The 19,486-nt window shown below is 45.5% G+C and carries 17 protein-coding genes; 4 read left to right on the plus strand and 13 right to left on the minus strand.

Going from position 1 to position 19,486, the window contains the following annotated elements; all coding sequences use genetic code 11:
* The 9 genes from V7Q33_RS16195 to V7Q33_RS16235 all read right to left on the minus strand — a co-directional run bounded on the left by V7Q33_RS16195 (position 1) and on the right by V7Q33_RS16235 (position 12,357).
* The gene (locus V7Q33_RS16195; protein ID WP_333820497.1) at positions 1-1,947 is read right to left on the minus strand and encodes an alpha-1,4-glucan--maltose-1-phosphate maltosyltransferase; all 1,947 of its coding nucleotides are present in this window, start codon (positions 1,945-1,947) and stop codon (positions 1-3) included.
* Positions 1,948-1,987: 40 nt separating this feature from the next.
* Entirely contained in the window at positions 1,988-3,787 is a 1,800-nt protein-coding gene (locus V7Q33_RS16200) for an alpha-amylase family protein (protein ID WP_331980383.1), read from the minus strand.
* A 90-nt stretch (positions 3,788-3,877) separates the two neighbouring features.
* On the minus strand, positions 3,878-4,243 hold the full coding sequence (locus tag V7Q33_RS16205; RefSeq protein ID WP_331980381.1) for a transmembrane 220 family protein: 366 nt from the start codon (positions 4,241-4,243) through the stop codon (positions 3,878-3,880).
* Between the two features lie 107 nt (positions 4,244-4,350).
* Entirely contained in the window at positions 4,351-5,202 is an 852-nt protein-coding gene (locus V7Q33_RS16210) for a sugar phosphate isomerase/epimerase family protein (RefSeq protein WP_331980379.1), read from the minus strand.
* 21 nt (positions 5,203-5,223) lie between these two features.
* Positions 5,224-8,532, minus strand: coding sequence for a ThuA domain-containing protein (locus V7Q33_RS16215; RefSeq protein WP_333820498.1), 3,309 nt, complete (start codon positions 8,530-8,532; stop codon positions 5,224-5,226).
* A gap of 58 nt (positions 8,533-8,590) precedes the next feature.
* Complete coding sequence (locus V7Q33_RS16220; protein ID WP_331980376.1) at positions 8,591-9,301, minus strand: 3-keto-disaccharide hydrolase; 711 nt, start codon at positions 9,299-9,301, stop codon at positions 8,591-8,593.
* Positions 9,302-9,410: 109 nt separating this feature from the next.
* On the minus strand, positions 9,411-9,857 hold the full coding sequence (locus V7Q33_RS16225; RefSeq protein ID WP_331980374.1) for a c-type cytochrome: 447 nt from the start codon (positions 9,855-9,857) through the stop codon (positions 9,411-9,413).
* Positions 9,858-9,882: 25 nt separating this feature from the next.
* Positions 9,883-10,935: a sugar phosphate isomerase/epimerase family protein gene (locus tag V7Q33_RS16230; protein WP_331980372.1), complete on the minus strand. Its 1,053-nt coding sequence runs from the start codon at positions 10,933-10,935 to the stop codon at positions 9,883-9,885.
* A gap of 267 nt (positions 10,936-11,202) precedes the next feature.
* The gene (locus tag V7Q33_RS16235) at positions 11,203-12,357 is read right to left on the minus strand and encodes a Gfo/Idh/MocA family protein (protein ID WP_333820499.1); all 1,155 of its coding nucleotides are present in this window, start codon (positions 12,355-12,357) and stop codon (positions 11,203-11,205) included.
* A gap of 275 nt (positions 12,358-12,632) precedes the next feature.
* Here V7Q33_RS16235 and V7Q33_RS16240 point away from each other — a divergent pair, with 275 nt between their 5' ends.
* Positions 12,633-13,673, plus strand: a complete 1,041-nt coding sequence (locus V7Q33_RS16240; protein WP_331980368.1) for an aromatic ring-hydroxylating dioxygenase subunit alpha — start codon at positions 12,633-12,635, stop codon at positions 13,671-13,673.
* Between the two features lie 189 nt (positions 13,674-13,862).
* On the opposite strand, the gene V7Q33_RS16245 is transcribed toward V7Q33_RS16240, so the two are convergent.
* The 3 genes from V7Q33_RS16245 to xylA all read right to left on the minus strand — a co-directional run bounded on the left by V7Q33_RS16245 (position 13,863) and on the right by xylA (position 16,468).
* Entirely contained in the window at positions 13,863-14,420 is a 558-nt protein-coding gene (locus tag V7Q33_RS16245) for a hypothetical protein (protein WP_331980366.1), read from the minus strand.
* Positions 14,421-14,545: 125 nt separating this feature from the next.
* On the minus strand, positions 14,546-14,938 hold the full coding sequence (locus V7Q33_RS16250) for a hypothetical protein (RefSeq protein ID WP_331980364.1): 393 nt from the start codon (positions 14,936-14,938) through the stop codon (positions 14,546-14,548).
* 201 nt (positions 14,939-15,139) lie between these two features.
* Entirely contained in the window at positions 15,140-16,468 is a 1,329-nt protein-coding gene (gene xylA / locus V7Q33_RS16255; protein WP_331980363.1) for a xylose isomerase, read from the minus strand.
* 49 nt (positions 16,469-16,517) lie between these two features.
* Here xylA and V7Q33_RS16260 point away from each other — a divergent pair, with 49 nt between their 5' ends.
* Positions 16,518-16,718, plus strand: coding sequence for a hypothetical protein (locus V7Q33_RS16260; RefSeq protein ID WP_333820500.1), 201 nt, complete (start codon positions 16,518-16,520; stop codon positions 16,716-16,718).
* Positions 16,715-16,840: a hypothetical protein gene (locus V7Q33_RS16265; protein WP_331980359.1), complete on the plus strand. Its 126-nt coding sequence runs from the start codon at positions 16,715-16,717 to the stop codon at positions 16,838-16,840. The genes V7Q33_RS16260 and V7Q33_RS16265 overlap by 4 nt, the downstream gene beginning before the upstream one ends.
* A 148-nt stretch (positions 16,841-16,988) precedes the next feature.
* Here the strand turns inward: V7Q33_RS16265 and V7Q33_RS16270 are convergent, their stop codons facing one another.
* Positions 16,989-18,485, minus strand: a complete 1,497-nt coding sequence (locus V7Q33_RS16270; RefSeq protein WP_331980357.1) for a xylulokinase — start codon at positions 18,483-18,485, stop codon at positions 16,989-16,991.
* Positions 18,486-18,684: 199 nt separating this feature from the next.
* Between V7Q33_RS16270 and V7Q33_RS16275 the strand changes: the two genes are divergently transcribed.
* A complete protein-coding gene (locus tag V7Q33_RS16275; protein ID WP_331980356.1) occupies positions 18,685-19,377 on the plus strand; it encodes an NUDIX hydrolase in 693 nt (230 codons plus the stop codon).
* Positions 19,378-19,486: the final 109 nt, after the last annotated feature.

A 19,486-nucleotide genomic window follows, 5' to 3' on the forward strand; every position in this document is an offset into this window, starting at 1 on the left:
TTACATATAGGATTCGTGTACTTCTATTTTAAACAGATGGAACGGCATTTTATAGGGATCGATCTCAACATAATTCCACTCCTGTGTCCAGGTATAATGCTCATCCGTCATCAGATCGTGAAGCTTCAAATTAATTTTATCGGACAATCCCAGGCGCTGTTTTGGTATTTGCACGTACCCGGACTGCCGGTTGTGCTGATCGAGGTTTACCACTACAAGTATAATACTGGAGAGATCGTCTGTTGCTTTGAGGTATGCCAGCAGGTTGGCGTTCTCGATAAAGCAAAACTGTATATTCCATGTTGACTGTAGTGCTGCATGATTTTTACGCGCCTGGTTAATGATGGTGATGATGTCGGTCATCCGGTTGGTGCGCTTCCAGTCGTGCGTCTTTATTTCATACTTCTCCGAGTCGTAGTATTCTTCTTTGCCCTGCATGGGCACATTGTCATAAAACTCATAGGCCGGCCCATATATACCATAGTTGGACGATAGCGTAGCAGCCAGCGCCAGGCGGATGATAAATATATTCTCACCCTGGTGCTGCAAATGATACGGAAGTATATCCGGTGTATTGGGCCAGAAGTTCGGGCGGAAGTAATTGCGCGAAGGGCCGTACACCAGCTCACTCATATACTCTATAATCTCTGCCTTGCTTACCCGCCACGTAAAATAAGTATAGGATTGTGTAAAGCCGATTTTACCCAGCGATGCCATGATCTTGGGACGCGTAAAGGCTTCCGACAAAAAGATAATGTCGGGATATAGCTTGTTTACCTCTGCGATAGCCCACTGCCAGAAAGGTATCGGTTTGGTGTGCGGATTATCGACCCGGAATATTTGTACTCCCTGATCGATCCAGAATGTGATTACGGATTTTAGTTCCTGCCACAATGCCATCCAATCGTCTGTTTCAAAATTGAACGGGTATATATCCTGGTATTTCTTGGGAGGATTCTCGGCATATTGAATAGTGCCATCCGGCCGTTGCTTGAACCACTGCGGATGTTCTTTTACATACGGATGATCGGGTGCACATTGAAACGCCAGATCAAGCGCTATATCGATGTGATGCTTCTTTGCCTCGGTAATGAGGTGTTTATAATCTTGCAATGTGCCGAGCTCGGCATGTATGGCTTTGTGCCCGCCTTCGTCACTGCCAATAGCCCACGGAGATCCGGGCTCACCCGGCTGCGAGGTAACGCTGTTGTTCTTTCCCTTACGATTTACTTTCCCGATGGGATGTATAGGAGGCAAATAGAGTACATCAAATCCCATGGATGCAATGCGCGGCAGCAGCTTTACTACATCGTGAAATGTGCCATGCCCGCCATCAAGCGATGCCGAGCGCGGAAACAGTTCGTACCACGAAGAGTAGTTTGCTTTTTTAAACTCAACTACCACGGGCAATGTCTTCTCATACTGCGTTTCAAATTCAATGAGCGGATAGTGGTGTACGATCTCTTTGAACTCTTCACTCAATACATATTCTACTGCGGCTATATAGGGCGCTTCGAGTTTCTTTGCTGCCTGCAGCAGTTCGTTATTTTTATCACCTGCCAGTTTCTTCAGCATCACGATGCCTTCGAGTAACTCTACTTTCACATCCACGCTGGCGGCTGCTTTCTTTTTGAATCCATCGTACCACGTTTCAAAATGATCGACCCACGCAACCACGGTAAACAGGTATAGCCCTCTCTGCTGCACGTGGAAGAAGCCTTTCCACAGATCGTTCATGATGTGCTGCATCTCTACCGTTGTCCAGGCTGCATCGCCTTCTTTCTTGTACAACACGTGTGCACGAATGTGATCGTGACCATCACCAAATATATCGGCCGTTACATCTACACGTTCGCCCACGGTGCGCTTGGCCGGATACAAACCACCCTCCACCTGCGGCTGCACATTCTCTATAATTACCCTCGATTGTCCTCTGTTGTCTTGCATAATATTCTCTTTAACAACTGTGTATCGGCTATGTTTTCTGTTATTTGATCTTGAAGATATAGGAGCTATAGGGTTTCAGATGCAATGAAAACGTTCCATTCGCATCGAATCCTACCTCTGCTTCACGCCACAAAAGGTCGCGCGCTATATAGCTGCCGGTCGGGTCAAGTCCTATCTGCTGGAATATATCTTTCGATATCGTTACTTTTATATCCATCGGTTCCGGGTTATAGCTTGTAACAATCAGCAGGCGCTCTTCCCCTTCATAGCGAAGAAATGCATGCACCTGACTGGTAAAATTACCGGCTGCTATATTGGAGGCCGTCAGGTCTATATATCCACCCGAAACGATCGCAGGATTTTTCGAAGCCAGGTTCAGCAGATCGCTATAGAAGGAACGCAACTGCTTTTGTTCCAATGACAGCGAATCGCCATCGAACTTACCACCATTCATCCAATGCTGATGGTACGGCACGCCCCAGTAATCAAAGATGGTTGTGCGACCATCGTTGTTCTGGAAACCGGCAGAACCGGCACCGGGCTCTCCTACTTCCTGCCCGAAGTATATCATTACCGGGCCGTTGTCGAGTGTAGCACTCACTACCATGGCAGGAACGGCTTTCCATGGATCGCCCGCAAAATATGGAGAGGCAATACGCTGCTCATCATGATTCTCCAGGAAGTGCAGCATGTTTTCATGTATACCTTCCTGCGTCTGGCGCACGGCATGAATATCGTCTGTACCGCGTTTACCTTGCACCATCAGGCGCAGCGTATCGTACAACTGAACTTTGTCGTATAAAAAATCAAAGCGACCGGCCTGTATATAGTTTGCATACTGACCAGGATTATAGATCTCGGCAATAAAGATGATCTCAGGATTTACAGCTTTCACTTGTGGTATAACCCAATGCCAGAATTCTACCGGCACCATCTCTGCCATATCACAGCGGAAACCATCTACTTTTTTGGAAGCCCAGAACAACAGAATGTCTTTCATTTTTACCCAGGTATCGGGTACCGGATCGAAATAGGTTTTACCTCCGTTCTGTATATCGACACCGTAATTGAGTTTCACGGTTTCAAACCATTCATTTATACCAGGACTCGCCGTGAACTGATTATTGCCGGTAACTTTTGCGGGCGTCTCTTCAAATTTACCATCGAGTGTCGGGAATGTATTGTTACCGAGTGGCTTGTAGTCTTGCGGCACCTGAAACGACTGTCCCGGTAAATAATAAAAGTTATTCGAAGCGGTAAACGCCACATGTTTATCATCTGTCTCACCGAGGTCTTTTACACCCGCTGGTTTCCTGTCTGATTTATAGGCGCGTGCCACATGGTTCGGCACAAAGTCGATGACCACCTTCAAACCTTCCGCGTGTGTACGATCAACAAGGCTCTCAAACTCTTTCATGCGATTCGGAACATCGGTCGCCAGGTCCGGATCAACATCATAATAATCTTTAATAGCATAGGGCGAACCGGCTCTTCCTTTCACCACATCGGCATCATCCAGCGGTATACCGAATTGGGTATAATCAGTAAGCACAGCATGTTCAATCACTCCGGTATACCACACATGCGTGGCACCCAGGGCTTTGATTGATTTTAGCGCTGCCGGATTTATATCATTGAATTTGCCTACGCCATTTTCTTCTATTGTTCCAAAAGGTTTGTTCGTAGTGGTTTTGTTCCCGAACAGGCGGGTCATGATTTGGTATATTACTATCTTACCGGACGATTTCTCCATAGGTATAACTGACGGAATCTTCTCTTTTGATTTTAAACAGCTTGCCAGCACAACCGCTGTAAAAAGGCATAGTAGGATACTTCTCATAAAGACCTGAATATACTAATTAGATATGAGTAAGGAGAGGGACTATCGCGATAAATGCACTTTTGTAAAGCAATGCCGGTCTGCAAAATATTAATGCTTTTTACGCGCGCGGAAGTAATACCACACCAGCACTGCAATGCAAATCATAAGTCCGAGGAATTCGCGCGACTCTTCGATGTACAAGTGATTCATTTTAGCCACATCATCGAAGAGCTCAACCCGGTTGCTGCTGTTGAGCCACTCAATTACTCCCGGAATATAGATAATGCTATAGGCAGCATAAATAACCATGAGCGCCAGCAACACCTTGCGGGAGTAGTAATGAAACATGGCCATGACGCACGTTACGGCCATCACGCCATAGATGAGTATCCAGATTACAGGGTCAGGGTCATTGAGTTGAACGAATGCAAAGCCGAGGAACATGATGGCCAGCAGGAAATTAACTACTCGCATGGTGAATCGTGGTTGTAAAACGGGTTCAATGTAAACGAGTAGCCGCTATAAAACAAAAAATGTCGGGCGTTATCGCCCGACATTCCGACCTGTAAACAAAAAACAAATTATAGGATGGTCTTCAAATATTTAGCGCAGGCTGCCACGCTGTCGATAGGCGCCCCAGGATACGATTCCTGCTCCACGTAGTAATGTTTCAAACCTGACTGCTTGGCTTTCGCGAAGATAGGTTTCCAGTCGATCGAACCTGTACCTACGTCTGCATTCTTATTGCGATCTTCTTTGTTCATATCCTTTACGTGCCATTGCTCAAAGCGGCCGGGATATTTTTCAAAATATTTGATCGGGTCATAACCGGCATTTACTACCCAGAAGATATCCATCTCCATGGATACTTTCTTAGGGTCAAGCTCGGCCAGCATTACATCGTAAGGTACCTGACCATCTACTTTATCAAATTCAAAAGCGTGGTTATGATACCCCAGACGGATGCCATGCTTGTTGCATATCTCTCCGGCTTTATTCAATTCGCCACAAAGTTTTTTGAAGCTCGCGATAGAGCCGCGCTCTTCCTGGGCAATCCAGGGTACAACCATATACGATTGACCAATGGCTTTGGCATCTTTTACCGCCTGCTCCCAGTTGCCGCGTACAATATCCCAACCGTAGTGGCCACTGGTAACTTTCATGCCAAGGCTCTTCACATACTTGCCGAACTCCATGAAATCCATTCCGAATATCTTGCTGTCTTTATAGCTGTACGTCTCCAGTTCTTTATAACCGAAGCTCGCTACTTTTTGCAATACACCTTTAGGATCATTGGGAATGCTGTCGCGCAGTGAGTAGAGTTGAAGTCCGAGAGTCGCGGCATTTACTTTACCGGCTGCCAGAAATGTTGGCAGGGAGAGCAGACCCGCAGCTGCGAACGATGCTGTTTGTACAAATTCTCTTCTTTTCATGGTTATAGGTTTAGAAATAGGCTACTTGTTCAACAATTCGATACCTCCAAAGTAAAACAAAGATTTGTCTCTTGCACTCTCATTTCGAAAGACAATGTATAAATCGTGATATCCGGTTAAAGGTTCGAGATTAATGGTTTGCGGTTGCAATCCCTTTCCGGATGCATTTGCTTTACCAAGAAGTTTTCCATCGGGCTTGTCAAGGTGTATCTCGATCGTTCCTCCTACCTGATCATCACCAAGATACGGATATACTTTGGCGCGCTTCACTCCGGCAAGATCAAGTTTCGCGAAGGCAGCATGCGCGGTATGCTTCACATTTTCGAATCCAACGTTTCCTCCCCAGCGAAATACGCGCACCAGGTGAAGATCGGTAGCTTCATCCGCCTTCAACATCGGGCTGCGCAGCATCAGTGTGGCAGTCGAGCCAATGGAAGGTATACTATTCGCACCTTTGTCATGATACGATGCCGTGAGCAGGTATGCTCCCTGCGTTTCTTTTCCCGTGGTGACTACGCCATTCAGAGGAAGTTTTTTCACAGGTTTTTCATCAGACAGCGATAAAATATAGCGTACCATTTCTTTGGCATCTTCTACACTCACCTGCGGGTGTGCTGCCATTTCCGTATCACCCCATATACCGGCACCACCTTTAATGATCTTGATCGCGAGCCGGTCGATGGCATCGGTCTGTGTTTTATACCGGGCCGCCACTTCTTTATAGCTTGGCCCTGCAGAACGCTGATCGATGATGTGGCACGATTTACAATCACTCTTCGCGATCAGTGCTTTTCCCGGTAACTCGGCCGAAGGCATCTGGTGTCCCTGTGCTATTTGGGCCATATCAAAACCTTTCAGGAAATCGAATGATACCGTTACAGCATCTTCTTTAATGGTACCATCCGTAGTGGAGCCGTCTTCTTTGTCAGACACCTTCACGCTATATTTCACTTTGGTATCAGGGAAATAGAATGTCTTGTTTCCTTCGGTTAGGCTCGCGGTAATTACCGGAGGTTCGTTGCCTACCAGTATTTTGGTAGTTGCTGCATGGCTGTTGCCTTTGTCGTCAGTAACGTTAAGCTTTACGTTATATACACCCGGTTTATCGAACGTAACGGTAAAGGCTGTGTCGTTTGAAGTATAGGTCTTCCCTCCTGCTTCCAGTACGTAAGCAAGTTTATCGCCGGTGTCATAATCCATACTGCCTTTGCTGGAGAAGTTTACTGTAAGCGGTGCAGCGCCTGATGTTTTATCTGCAGTAAGTTTCGCTACCGGTGTGCGATTGCCTCCGTTGTAATCGATCCGCACCAACCGTGCATCAAGGTTTTGAGAGAACCACTTGGTACCGTATTCAATCATATATAGTTTACCATCCGGACCAAACGCCATGTCTATAATGTTACTGAATTGCGTATCGGCCATAAATGGCTCCATGTCTGCTATCGCTCCGTTTGCATCCAGGCTTACCAGGAAGATCCAGTTGCGCATCCAGTCATAGGCGATCAGTTTACCATCAAAGTAATCCGGAAACGCAGTGGATATACCTTTATACTGATCACTGTAATAAATCGGTCCGGCCATGGCGTTGCGTCCACCTTCTTTCAACATCGGAAACTCTTCCGACTTGGCATACGGATAATATATCAATGCCGGTTGAGCCGGAGGAAGCTCGTGCTTACCGGTATTGTTTATTGATTCGTTGATTGGTTTGGCGGGATCCCACCACGCACCAACTTTACCGGTGGCATAGTCATATTTTGAATACGCGAAATTTTTGCCTACAAAATAAGGCCACCCAAAATTACCGGCTTTTGTTGCCATGTTGATCTCATCGTATGAACGCGGGCCACGCAGTGAATCCGGCTCACCGGCATCCGGGCCAACTTCTCCCCAGAACAACGTTCCGGTCTTTTGATCGATTGAAATACGATACGGATTTCTACAGCCCATCACATATATCTCCGGACGTGTTTGTGGTTCTCCTTTGGCAAACAGGTTTCCTTCGGGAATGGTATAGCTCCCATCGGGCTCCGGGTGAATGCGCAGAATTTTACCGCGCAGATCGTTGGTGTTAGATGCTGATTTCTGTGCATCATACGGACCGCGTCCGGGGCGCTCATCGGAAGGGCTATATCCTTTCGATTCCCACGGATTGGTATTATCACCCGTTGATAGGAAGAGATTGCCGTTTGCATCAAACGCGAGTGAACCGCCGGTATGGCAGCAGCTCTCGCGTTGTGTAGGCACTTCAATCATTATTTTCTCGGAAGCAATGTCGATCTTATCGCCGGTAAACGTAAAGCGCGAGAGTATATTCTCCGATTTCTCAGGATGTGCATAGTATATATATAGCCAATGGTTCTGATCGAAGCCGGGATCGGTCGTTAACCCCATCACACCGTCTTCGAACTTGGTACCTATATTCAACGTGTTGATCACCTTTACTTTGCCGTCCTTCGGATCGTACAGTTTTATATCGCCTTTGCGCTCTGCGAAAATGATGCGCTTATCGTTCAGCACCACCATTTCAGTAGGTTCGTTGAGGTTAAAGTCAAGCACCGTCTTGGTAAAGCGATTGTCTTCCGGAGCTACTTTCGCGGTGGCCTTTGCATAATCGAGTTTGCTTTCGCCTATAGCATACTGAATGCCATCCAGCAAGTGTTGCATGTAGAGTGAGTCTGAATAACTTTCATGGGTGTGGCCCATGCCCGTATAGAACGCGCGGCCGCCATCAAACTCGTGATACCAGGCTATCGGGTGATTACTTCCATTCTGTCCACCCTGGTACGAAGTTTCATCCAGGTTATAGATTACATGAATGCTATCGGATATATTCCGGTAATTATACCACTCATCTTTACGAGTCCACGAATCGGGTAAAGTACCGGAGCCAAAAGGCTTTACTTTCTTTAGTGTAGCATCCTGTATGTGCGGATGGCTTTTGAAGTACGCTCCCACCAGGCGGCCATACCACGGCCATTCGTATTCGGTATCTGCGGCAGCGTGTACACCTACAAATCCTCCGCCCGCTTGTATAAAGCGTTTAAAATATCCCTGCTGTTGCAGGTTGAGTACATCCTGTGTGGTGTTCAGAAAAATTACCGCGCTATATTTCTTCAGATTTTCATCCGTAAATGCGCTGGCATCTTCCGTTGTATCCACGTCAAAGTTATTCTTCGCGCCAAGTTCTATCAGCTTCACCTTGCCGGTGCTGATCGATTCGTGGCGATAGCCTTTTGTTTTGGAGAAAACAAGGACACGGGGTCTTTCCTGTTTGCATGAAAATACCAGGCAAAACAGTAATAGTATAGCAATACTGGAATGCTTCATATATATAGTGGAATTAAAAGGCCTGTATATAGAGGCTACACAGGCATTATATTAATATTTATTTCAGTTCCCGGATCCTGATGTTTCGGAAGGAAACCTTATCGCCATGATCCTGAAGTGCGATGTGGCCCTTCTTTGCTTTTCCAAAGTCAGGCATCGACTTGAACTTGCTGTTCTTTACCATTTCATCCCATGCAGCATCGTGCATGGTGAAGGTCACTACTTTTGTTCCGTTGAGCCAGAACTCGTAGTGACTGTTTTTGGAAATGATCTTTACTTCATTCCATTCACCGGCAGGCTTTACAGTTTCTGTAGAGCATGCAATCAGGTCGTAAAGATCGCCTGCGCGGTGCTTGTTAATTTTTGCATCCGGATGGCAGCTGTTATCCAGCACCTGCATTTCCGGACCGGTGAGGTATACATGTGCATATTTAGCATCTTCCACTACATTGAACAGAATGCCGCTGTTCGCACAGGCACTCACTTTCCATTCTAATGTAAGTTCGTAATTCTCATATTCACTATCGGTAACGAGGTCGCCTCTCCCTTCTTTGGCTGACGCATCGAGGTATAATTCACCATCGGCAATTTTCCAGGCGGCACCGTTGGATGATTTGTTATACACATGCCATCCTTTTGTGCTGGTTCCATCAAAAAGAAGTTTCCATCCGGCTTTCGACTCTGCCGGTGTCAATTTGTTCTGCGAAAAGCTATCGGAAGAAGATAGTATCATAAACATCATCACTGCGAGCGTCCAGAAACGTTTCATCGGGTTTGGGTTTAAGTGGATGAAAAGAAATGTCCATACAACAAAATGAAGATGGACATTCCCGGGTTAACTGACTGATTGGTTGTAAAATCTGATGCCTTGCGGCTGATTAATCTTTTGGTTTCTCGCCATCGAGCGACAATACATACATTGCCATCTTTTCAGCATCGGCCTGTGATATATCTGCGTGTGGCGACATGGGTATCTCGCCCCAGTTACCGCTTCCACCGTTAATGATCTTGTTGGCAAGCATTGTTACGTTGGCTTTGGTAAACTCATATTTCTTCGCTACATCGGTATGAGATGGTCCTACGATTTTGTTTGTAGGGTGATGGCAGGTTTTGCAATCACTTGCATCTACCAGCGCCTGGCCTTGCGCGATCAGGTCTTCTGCAGACGATGATGAAGCTGCAGATTCTTCTTTCTTGTCATCTGCTTTTTCGTAATCGCTATACGCATCAGCCTCTTCTTTCTTTTCTTCTTTTTTTGATCCGCATGATGTAAGCGAGAAGCTTGCCATTCCAACCAGGGCAATGAGGACAAATAGTTTTTTCATTTCTGTTTTTCGTTTTTAGTAGCGTTTATATTCCTAGAACTTTCTTGTTGAATTTCTGATCTTTTCCCGTAGCTGCAAAATCGTCAAACGTTTTGTCTGTTGCACGGATAATGTGACTCTTAATGAACGGAGCTCCTTCGGCAGCACCTTGTTCGGGGTGCTTCATGCAGCACTCCCATTCGAGCACAGCCCAGCCATCAAAACCATATTGCGTAAGTTTACTGAAGATGGATTTGAAATCCACTTGTCCGTCACCCAGCGAACGGAATCTCCCCGGACGGTCGATCCAATCCTGGTAGCCTCCGTATACACCGCTCTTTCCGGTAGGATTGAACTCGGCATCCTTTACATGGAACATCTTGATGAAGTCGTGATAGAAATCTATATACTGCAGATAATCGAGTTGCTGCAATACAAAGTGACTTGGATCGTATAGCAGGTTGCAGCGCTCGTGTTTACCGGTAGCTTCCCAGAAGCGCTCGAAGGTTATACCATCGTGCAGGTCTTCGCCCGGGTGTATTTCGTAGCAAACATCAACACCGGATTTGTCAAATGCATTAAGTATAGGCAGCCAGCGTTTCGCCAGTGCAGCAAATCCATCTTCCACTAATCCCGCAGGGCGTTGTGGCCATGGATATACAGTATGCCACATGAGTGCACCGGAGAATGTAGCATGCGCTGTCAATCCTAAATTCTCACTTGCCTTGGCTGCATACTTCAGTTGCTCTATTGCCCATGCCGTGCGCTCTTTCGGATTGCCACGAAGTTCTTTCGGTGCAAAGCCGTCAAAAAGATCATCGTATGCGGGATGTACTGCCACCAGTTGTCCCTGCAAGTGCGTGGAAAGTTCCGTTACCTGCAAGCCACATGATTCTATGATTCCTTTCCATTCATCACAATAATCTTTACTCTCGGCTGCCTGCTTCAGGTCGATGCAGCGCGCATCCCACGTAGGGATCTGTACACCTGCATATCCTAAAGAAGCTGCCCACTTGCAGATTGTCTTCAAATTATCAAATGGCGGTTGATCGCCCATGAACTGCGCCAGAAATATCGCAGGACCTTTTATCGTTTTCATTTCCTTTTGGTGCTCGTTTGTTTAAATAAGCTGTACGCTTTTTTTCAAGCTGCTGGCTTCTAGCTGCCAGCTGCTAGTCGTTTGTACTACCGTTACCGTTTTACTTTCAGCTATAATCCGTCTCGCAGTTTATAGCTATTTAAAATCAGCTGCTAGCTACTAGCCTCTAGCTGCTAGTCGTTGTACTACCATTAGCGTTTTTACTTTCAGTTTTACGCTTTCTGTTAGGGCCTTTAATTCCAGCAGCTAGCGGCCTGAAGCCAGCGGCTACTTCAACGGTGTCCACTTCTTGTTTGAAGTCGCTGATTTTACTACGGTTTGTACAAAGTTCATTCCGCGTACACCATCTTCTACATCAGGGAAGTCGTACTTGGCATAGTTTATTTTTTTACCCGGTTTGAAATCGCGAACTGCTCTTGTGAATGCGCGGTATATATTGGCGAATGCTTCCAGGTATCCTTCGGGGTGACCGGCCGGTGTACGGGTAAACGCTTTTGCATCGTCTGACAAATACGATTGTCCTGCACGAACGATCTCCATCGGTTTGCCCAGCCATTTTACTACGAGTGTGTTAGGCTCCATCTGTTTCCATTCGATACCACCCTTCTCTCCGTAAATACGAATGTTGAGGTTATTCTCTTCACCAGCAGCAACCTGTGTTGCCATCAATATACCGGATGCACCGTTCTCGAAACGGATCAGCATCGAGCTGTCGTCATCGAGGTGACGGCCTTTTACTACGGTATTGAGCATGGCACATACTTCTGTAATTTTCAACCCGGTGATATACTCTGCGAGGTTCGCAGCGTGTGTACCGATATCACCGATTGCACCGCCCATGCCCGATTGCTTGGGGTCTGTTCTCCAGGAAGCCTGCGCATTTCCGGATTTCTCCAGCAGTGTTGACAACCATCCTTGCGGATATTCTACAAATACTTTTCTGATTTCACCGAGTTTACCGGCAGCCACCATGTTGCGCGCTTCCTTCACAAGCGGATAACCGGTATAGGTATGTGTAAGTCCTAATATCAGGCCTGTCTTATCGACAATCTTCTTCAGCGTTTCTGCTTCTTTCAATGAAAAGGCGATGGGCTTTTCAACGATTACGTGAAAGCCGTGCTCGAGTGCCATCTTAGAGGGACCGAAGTGAACGTGATTCGGAGTAACAACCGATACAAAATCCATGCGCTCGCTGGCCGGTAGTTTAGCCTCCTTCTCGAACATCTCCTGGTAGGTTTCATATACCCGGTTCGGGTTCAGGTAAAGTGCTTCACCCGTTGCTTTCGACTCTCCCGGAACCACGCTGAACGCTCCACAGACAAGTTCAATTTCTCCGTCAATACCAGCTGCTTTACGGTGTACAGGTCCGATAAAAGAAGTCAGACCACCTCCCACCATACCCATGCGCAATTTTCTTTTCATGTGTTAATTGATTGTTTTAGTTTATGGATGTGTGAAAAATATCCGATCGACCAAATAAAGTCTTGAAGGAAGTAAGACAATCCGATGGACATTTCATTCGTTTGAGATTTGATGCAATAAAATATTATCGCGGCGAAAAGTAAACAAATAAAATTACCGGAAACGATTGCATCAAGCGTTGACGGTCACAATTTTTTAATTTTTTGACCTTTTTATGTTTCGTAAAGCTTCGCTCCGAAATCGTTAGTTTTGTACCTTTTACCGCTCCTGAAATAATGACCGAATCACTCTTCCTAAGAAACCTCTGGTACTTTGCCATGCATGGCTCATTCCTCAAGCGAGGCAAACTCCTCTCCAAAGAAATACTCGGTGAGCGAATCGTGTTTGGCCGCGATGAAAATGATATACCTTTTGCATTAAAAGATAACTGCCCGCACCGCGGTGTACCCCTCTCCAATGGTTGGTATGACGGCAAAGAAATACAGTGCTGCTACCACGGATGGAAATTTGATCACACCGGCACGTGTACTAAAATACCTGCACTTGCCGATGAGAAATTCGACTGCAACAAGATCAAGGTATTCAAATATCCCTGTAAAGAAATCAACGGCACGGTCTGGATTTATATACCGCGGAGTAAAAGCCAGTTACAAGGCGCTGAAGAACGAGTACCTGATCTGTTAATTCCTGCTGGCAAAAAATTCAGATTTGTAGAGAAGGTAACGATGCCTGCCAACATTGACCACTCAGTGATTGGATTGATTGACCCGGCGCACGTTACATTCGTACACCAGTCGTGGTACTGGCGATCGGCCAAAAAGTTAAAACTAAAGGAGAAGAAGTTCGAGCCAAGTGAACTGGGTTTCAAGATGGCACGGCATAAACCTTCATCCAACTCGAAGGGATATTCTATATTGAAGGGAGAAACATCCACCGAGATCAATTTTCAATTACCGGGAAATCGCTTTGAACATATCCGTGTCGGTAATCATGAGATCGTTTCCATTACCTGCCTCACGCCTATCAATGAAAATGAAACGGAGCTCAATCACATCTTCTATGCTACATTTGGTTTCGTGAAATACCTGTGGTGGCCATTGCGTTATTTAGGAAAGCAGTTTATACACCAGGACTTGCATGTATTCAGAAAACTCAGCAAAGGACTGGAAACAAAACCAACGCTGATGTTGATTGGCGAACCCGATGCACAAGCCCGCTGGTATCACGAGCTAAAGCGCGAATGGGATCTGTCGCAGCAGAACAATACACCCTTTGAAAACCCGGTGAAGGAGAAGATGTTACATTGGATAACTTGATGGCCGCTGGCTTCAGGTTATTGGCTGCTGAGAAGGAAAGTCGTTATCGGTTACAGGTTAATCGTCAATAGACTCTTGGGATAACGATTAACGAATAGCCCCTTTCATATCTCCATATCCTCTGTCTCTCTATGTTCCAAAGAAGCAGCTCATCTAGCAGCCAGAGGCTAGAAACTCGCTGCTATTTTCTCACCAATCATCTTTTGCTATCTTCTTGTGTTGCGGAACGTACTGGAGCTTATCGGTGAAGGCTTTTTCGAGAAGTCCGAGGGTGTTGGGTTTGCACCATTCCTGGTTCATAATGGTGCCGCTGTTCTTGGCAGCGTAGTTGGTGAGCTTGTCTTTCTCGGTAATTTTCTTGTAACCGATATCGCCTGTTAACTGTATCTCGCTTACGGTTATTCTGTATTTACCATCGCGTATGCCTACAGTAACTTTGCCGCTATATTTACCTGTCTGGATGATTGGAGGTGTAGCCACTTGCGTGAATTGAAATTTCTTATAGTCAACTACCAGGTCGTTCATATCAAAGGTAACCTCATCGTTGGTCGTTGCCAGGTTAGAAACGTAAGGCAACGTTTTATAGTATTCGGCAGCTTTCGCTACGGTAACGGAGTCTTCTACAAATACTTTTTGATAAATGAGCTGCTGGTCTACCAGCTTGAAACTTCCATACGAAACGTTTGCCTGTGCCTGGGTAAAAAATGGAACCACTAATACCATCAGGAAACAAAAGATATTTTTCATATTCATCAATACTTAGACTTTACTCAAAACTACAAGAACAAAATAAAGCGAAAAATGGCGTTAACAAAAATGAAGTTTATCTGGTGGCAGAATCGTTATCAGTTAATTGTTAGCCGTTAACCGGCTTAATGAAGAGTGTATGTAAAGAGTGTGGGTTGTCGCTGCAGGGAGAACTGAACCCTCAAATATGAAAGCACTCCGGTTTTACGCAAACTTACTGAAGGTCGTGATTCACGAAGCTGACCGTTAATATCAAATATATGCGTGGTGCGAATCCGTCCGTTTTCAGAGTATGTAGTGTACGTGGCGGTTTGCCAATAGGAAGAAGAGGTAAATGCATCCGACGGTGGTGTTCGAAGAACCAGTACCTGTCGCGTTGCACGATAATCTACAGGAAGTGTGTTTTCTTTTACCCGAAAGAAACCCAGCAGAGAGTTGCTGCCTTTTCGGAATGAATTAATCTGGGCCGTGGCACCGCTTGAGGTCAGGATCAGCAATAACAGCATCAATGTTTTCATAGTGCGTTCCTGTTGTGTACACCCAAGATAATAAATAAAATGCAAGTCGGGAAGTGTGAAGACGAAAGTCCGAAAGACTATACAATGGCTCCGCTGGCTTAATCTCTGGAGTTCGCGACTATATAAAATCTCCCACAGAACTCACAGATTTTCACAAATAATACTTCTGTGTTAATCTGTGAAATCTGTGGGAAATAATTCTTAGATAAACTTGTTCAGCAGGTTTTCATAGTATTCCTGTTTACCGCTGATTTGTGCAGGCTCACCATTTTTGTGTGCCAGGGTAACCAGTTCTTCCAGTCCTACTTTACCTTGCTCAAATTGTTTTCCTTTACCAGAGTCGAAAGAAGCGTAGCGCTCTTTGCGCAGGCTGGTGTAAGTACCATCTTCGAGGATAGCTTGTGCGATCAGCAATGCACGCGCAAATGAATCCATACCACCGATGTGCGCATAGAATATATCCACGAGGTCAGTTGAATTTCTTCTTGCTTTCGCATCGAAGTTTACACCACCGTTCTTGAAGCCACCTGCCTGCAGAATTACCAGCATGGCTTCGGTGAGTTCATATAGGTTATTGGGGAACTGGTCTGTATCCCAGCCATTCTGGTTGTCGCCACGGTTCGCATCGATGCTGCCGAGTACACCTGCGTTAGCGGCTACCTGCAATTCGTGATCGAATGTATGCTGTGCCAATGTAGCGTGGTTCACTTCGATGTTCAGTTTAAAATCATCCATCAAACCAAACTCACGGAGGAATGCTATACAGGTAGCAGAGTCAAAATCATATTGATGTTTAGAAGGCTCCATCGGCTTTGGTTCGATGAGGAATGTACCTTTGAAACCTTGTGCGCGAGCATAATCTTTCGCGGCATGCAGGAAGCGCGCCATGTGCTCGAGCTCACGTTTCATATCGGTGTTCAACAGCGACATATAGCCTTCGCGGCCGCCCCAGAATACATAGTTAGAACCACCCAGCTCGATGGTTGCATCCAATGCCTGTTTTACTTGTGTAGCAGCATAGCATACTACGTTGAAATCAGGGTTGGTAGCGGCACCATTCATATAGCGCGGGTTTGAAAACAGGTTGGCTGTTCCCCACAACAGTTTAACACCGGAAGCTTTTTGTTTCTTCTTGGCATAGTCAACAATCTTCTGAAGACGATCTTCTGATTCTTTCAGTGTAGCGCCTTCATCAACCAAATCGAAGTCATGGAAGCAATAGAATGGCACACCGATCTTGGTGATGAACTCGAATGCAGCATCCATTTTATCATAGGCGCGTTGCATGGCATCATCACTTGCATTCCATGCAAATTTTTTAGTACCAGGTCCGAACGGATCACCGCCTGTTCCGCAGAACGTATGCCAGTAAGCAATGGCAAAACGGAAATGTTCTTCCATTGTTTTCTTACCTACCTTCTGTGAGGCATTGTAGAATTTAAATGCCAGCGGGTTGTCTGATTCTTTACCTTCATACTTCACCTGGCCTATGCCTTTGAAGTATTCCTTGTCGCCGAGTGTTAGTTTCATGAATATTTATTGGTGTTAAAGTATTTATATTTGTTTAAAATTATTTCGAATGGAAACAGCGTTGTTAAAGACCAAATCGAAGAAAGATCTTGTAATGGTTCTGAATATTGCGAAAAAAATTGGTATTGATGTTCGAAAGCTATCTGCCAGTGAGGCGGAAGACATTGCCATGATAAATGCTATGCGTAAGGGTCGTACAGGTCGATATACTGATACCAAGAAGTTTCTAAAAAAACTTCGTAGTGAATGAAGGTTCTCATTGACAAAGCATTTGAGAAAGACACCCAAGGTTTTAGTAATAAATTTTTGCTGAATAAAATTGCAGACTGCATTGAAGAAGTGGAGAGAGCTTCGCATCCTTCGGAAATCTAAAATCTGAAGAAACTCAAAGGCGGAAGCATTTACTACAGAATTAGAACTGGTGACTACCGATTGGGCGTCATCATAAAAAACAACTCCGTAACCTTTCTTCGCTGCCTTCATCGAAAAGACGTTTACAAATATTTTCCTTAGCCAGACTTTATTTTAACTGCCCCTCCAACAACCTCAACCAGTTACCGTAAGCTTCCTTATAGGCATTTGCCTTGTCTGCATCCGGCTCTTCTGATTTTATGATCTTCAATCCTTTGAACGCTTCTTCGAAAGAAGTATAAATACCCGCTCCTACCCCGGCACCCAGCGCTGCACCTTTTGATCCGTCCGTATCATATAATTCCAGTCGTGCGCCAATGGTGTTAACGAATGCCTCGCGGAACAATGGACTCAGAAACATATTGGCATTACCCGCTCGGATTACGTTTGTCTTCAAGCCCATGCCTTGCAATACATCAAAGCCATACTTCAACGCAAACACAATTCCTTCCTGTGCTGCTCTGAACACGTGTGACTGCGAATGGCGATTGAAGTTCAATCCATAAAAAGTACTGTTGATGTTTTTATCTTCCAGCACACGCTCAGCACCGTTGCCGAAAGGAAGCACGGTTAATCCATCAGCGCCAATGGGTGCATTTGCAGCAATACTATTGATCTCATCATATCCAAAGGATTCGCCTTTGCTCTTGAGATTCTTGCGCAGCCAGCTATTGAGGATACCAGTACCGTTGATACACAACAACACGCCATTGCTTTTTGCAGGACGTTTGTCATTCACGTGTATAAATGTATTTACACGCGACTTCTTATCGTACGCATTCTTATCCGTAACACTATAAATAACACCTGAGGTACCTGCTGTTGCAGCCGTTTCACCTGGGTTCAGTACATTTAAAGAGAATGCGTTGTTAGGTTGGTCGCCTGCGCGATAGCTCACCGGTGTACCTTCTTGCAATCCGAGTTGTGCTGCTATATCTTTTTTTACTTTTCCCTGTATTGAAAATGTCGGTGCCTGTGTGGCCAGCAAATCGGCAGGTATACCATAAAGTTCAAGAAGCTTCTTCGAAGGAGCCTCGGCTTCATAATCCCAAAACATACCTTCTGATAAACCAGACGCTGTGGTTACAATATCACCTGTAAGGCGCATCGCAAGAAAGTCGCCAGGCAACATAATCTTGTAAATACGCTCAAATACCTGGGGTTCATTCTCCTTTACCCAGCGAAGCTTAGATGCCGTAAAGTTACCGGGTGAGTTGAGTAAATGTTGAAGCGAATAATCGGCACCCAACTGTTGAAAAGCTTTCTTGCCAATCTCCACCGCGCGGCTATCGCACCAGATAATAGAAGGACGTAATGCTTTCTGATCTTTATCAACACAAACCAGTCCGTGCATTTGATACGATATACCAATCGCAGCGATGTCGGCTCCGTTGATGCCCGATTTTTTCAAACAGGTTTGCAGTGCTTTTACTGCATGCTCCCACCACATTTCCGGATCTTGTTCTGCCCAGCCAGCGTGCACGGCCAGCATCGGCATTTCTTCCGAAGGTGATTGTGCCGAGGCCACCACCTGCCCCGTGCCGGCATCTACCAGCGTTGCTTTTATTGACGAGCTCCCGAGATCATAACCCAGCAGGTATTTCATATTTCCTTAATATAAAGTGAGTAGTTTTCCAAGTGTATGAATGTACGCAGCAGCATGTCGTTTAAAAAAGCAGCAAACCTGGCAATACTTCATACCATGATGTTCAATCGGTTGAAAATCGGGTTAAAGATATAACTTATAGTACATTTGACTACAAGTGTGCTGAATTTATTTTCTATCTTCCGGCCTGATTCGATTTATGGCAAAAGATTTCCCGGATGCAGTAATTGAGGCCCTCTCAATCGACTGTCTCATCTTTGGTTTTAAGAAAAGCGAACTTGACATCCTGCTGGTGGAGCACGGTGAAGGGATCAGCAAAGGCAAGTGGGCGCTGCCGGGAGGATGGATTAAATACAACGAAAGTGCTGACGATGCGGCCGCACGCCTGCTACAAGATCTTACCGGTGTTTCCAAAATATACCTTGAACAGCTTCGCTCCTTTGGTAATGTAGATCGGTATCCATCCAAGCGGGTTATTACCATTGTATATTATGCATTGGTAAAACCTGAGAACTATACGCTTGATCCCGGCTTTACAGCATCCGATGCCAAGTGGTTTAAGATTGGAGATATACCGGGGCTTCCTTACGATCACAATGAAATTCTGGAAGCAGGGCTCACACATCTCAAACACAAAGTGCGTCATGAACCGATAGGGTTCAACCTGCTACCCAAGAAATTCACGTTGCTCCAACTACAAGAACTATACGAAGCCATTCTCGAAAAGAAACTCGACAAGCCCAACTTCAGACGCAAGCTTATGAAGATGAACCTGCTCGTACCCTGCGAAGAAAAACAAAAAGATGTGTCGCACCGCGCAGCCAGTTTATACAGGTTCGACAAAAAGATTTATGACCGGTTGACAGAGAAGGGATTTACATTTGAGCTTTAGTAAACGTTATTTGTTTATCTGTTAATCGTTATTAGTTACACGTTAATAGTTATTCGTTATCCGGAAAAGCTGTTAACAGTTTAGTTCTGCTTTATCAACTTCGATCAGT

It is taken from the genome of Ohtaekwangia sp., assembly GCF_036786105.1.
In the GTDB taxonomy this organism is placed as follows: Bacteria; Bacteroidota; Bacteroidia; order Cytophagales; family Cyclobacteriaceae; genus Ohtaekwangia.

Coding starts and splice junctions, on each gene's coding strand:
- V7Q33_RS16195 (WP_333820497.1), bottom strand. CDS start 1,947: ATGCAAGACAACAGAGGACAATCGAGGGTAATTATAGAGAATGTGCAG.
- V7Q33_RS16200 (WP_331980383.1), bottom strand. CDS start 3,787: ATGAGAAGTATCCTACTATGCCTTTTTACAGCGGTTGTGCTGGCAAGC.
- V7Q33_RS16205 (WP_331980381.1), bottom strand. CDS start 4,243: ATGCGAGTAGTTAATTTCCTGCTGGCCATCATGTTCCTCGGCTTTGCA.
- V7Q33_RS16210 (WP_331980379.1), bottom strand. CDS start 5,202: ATGAAAAGAAGAGAATTTGTACAAACAGCATCGTTCGCAGCTGCGGGT.
- V7Q33_RS16215 (WP_333820498.1), bottom strand. CDS start 8,532: ATGAAGCATTCCAGTATTGCTATACTATTACTGTTTTGCCTGGTATTT.
- V7Q33_RS16220 (WP_331980376.1), bottom strand. CDS start 9,301: ATGAAACGTTTCTGGACGCTCGCAGTGATGATGTTTATGATACTATCT.
- V7Q33_RS16225 (WP_331980374.1), bottom strand. CDS start 9,857: ATGAAAAAACTATTTGTCCTCATTGCCCTGGTTGGAATGGCAAGCTTC.
- V7Q33_RS16230 (WP_331980372.1), bottom strand. CDS start 10,935: ATGAAAACGATAAAAGGTCCTGCGATATTTCTGGCGCAGTTCATGGGC.
- V7Q33_RS16235 (WP_333820499.1), bottom strand. CDS start 12,357: ATGAAAAGAAAATTGCGCATGGGTATGGTGGGAGGTGGTCTGACTTCT.
- V7Q33_RS16240 (WP_331980368.1), top strand. CDS start 12,633: ATGACCGAATCACTCTTCCTAAGAAACCTCTGGTACTTTGCCATGCAT.
- V7Q33_RS16245 (WP_331980366.1), bottom strand. CDS start 14,420: ATGAAAAATATCTTTTGTTTCCTGATGGTATTAGTGGTTCCATTTTTT.
- V7Q33_RS16250 (WP_331980364.1), bottom strand. CDS start 14,938: ATGAAAACATTGATGCTGTTATTGCTGATCCTGACCTCAAGCGGTGCC.
- xylA (WP_331980363.1), bottom strand. CDS start 16,468: ATGAAACTAACACTCGGCGACAAGGAATACTTCAAAGGCATAGGCCAG.
- V7Q33_RS16260 (WP_333820500.1), top strand. CDS start 16,518: ATGGAAACAGCGTTGTTAAAGACCAAATCGAAGAAAGATCTTGTAATG.
- V7Q33_RS16265 (WP_331980359.1), top strand. CDS start 16,715: ATGAAGGTTCTCATTGACAAAGCATTTGAGAAAGACACCCAAGGTTTT.
- V7Q33_RS16270 (WP_331980357.1), bottom strand. CDS start 18,485: ATGAAATACCTGCTGGGTTATGATCTCGGGAGCTCGTCAATAAAAGCA.
- V7Q33_RS16275 (WP_331980356.1), top strand. CDS start 18,685: ATGGCAAAAGATTTCCCGGATGCAGTAATTGAGGCCCTCTCAATCGAC.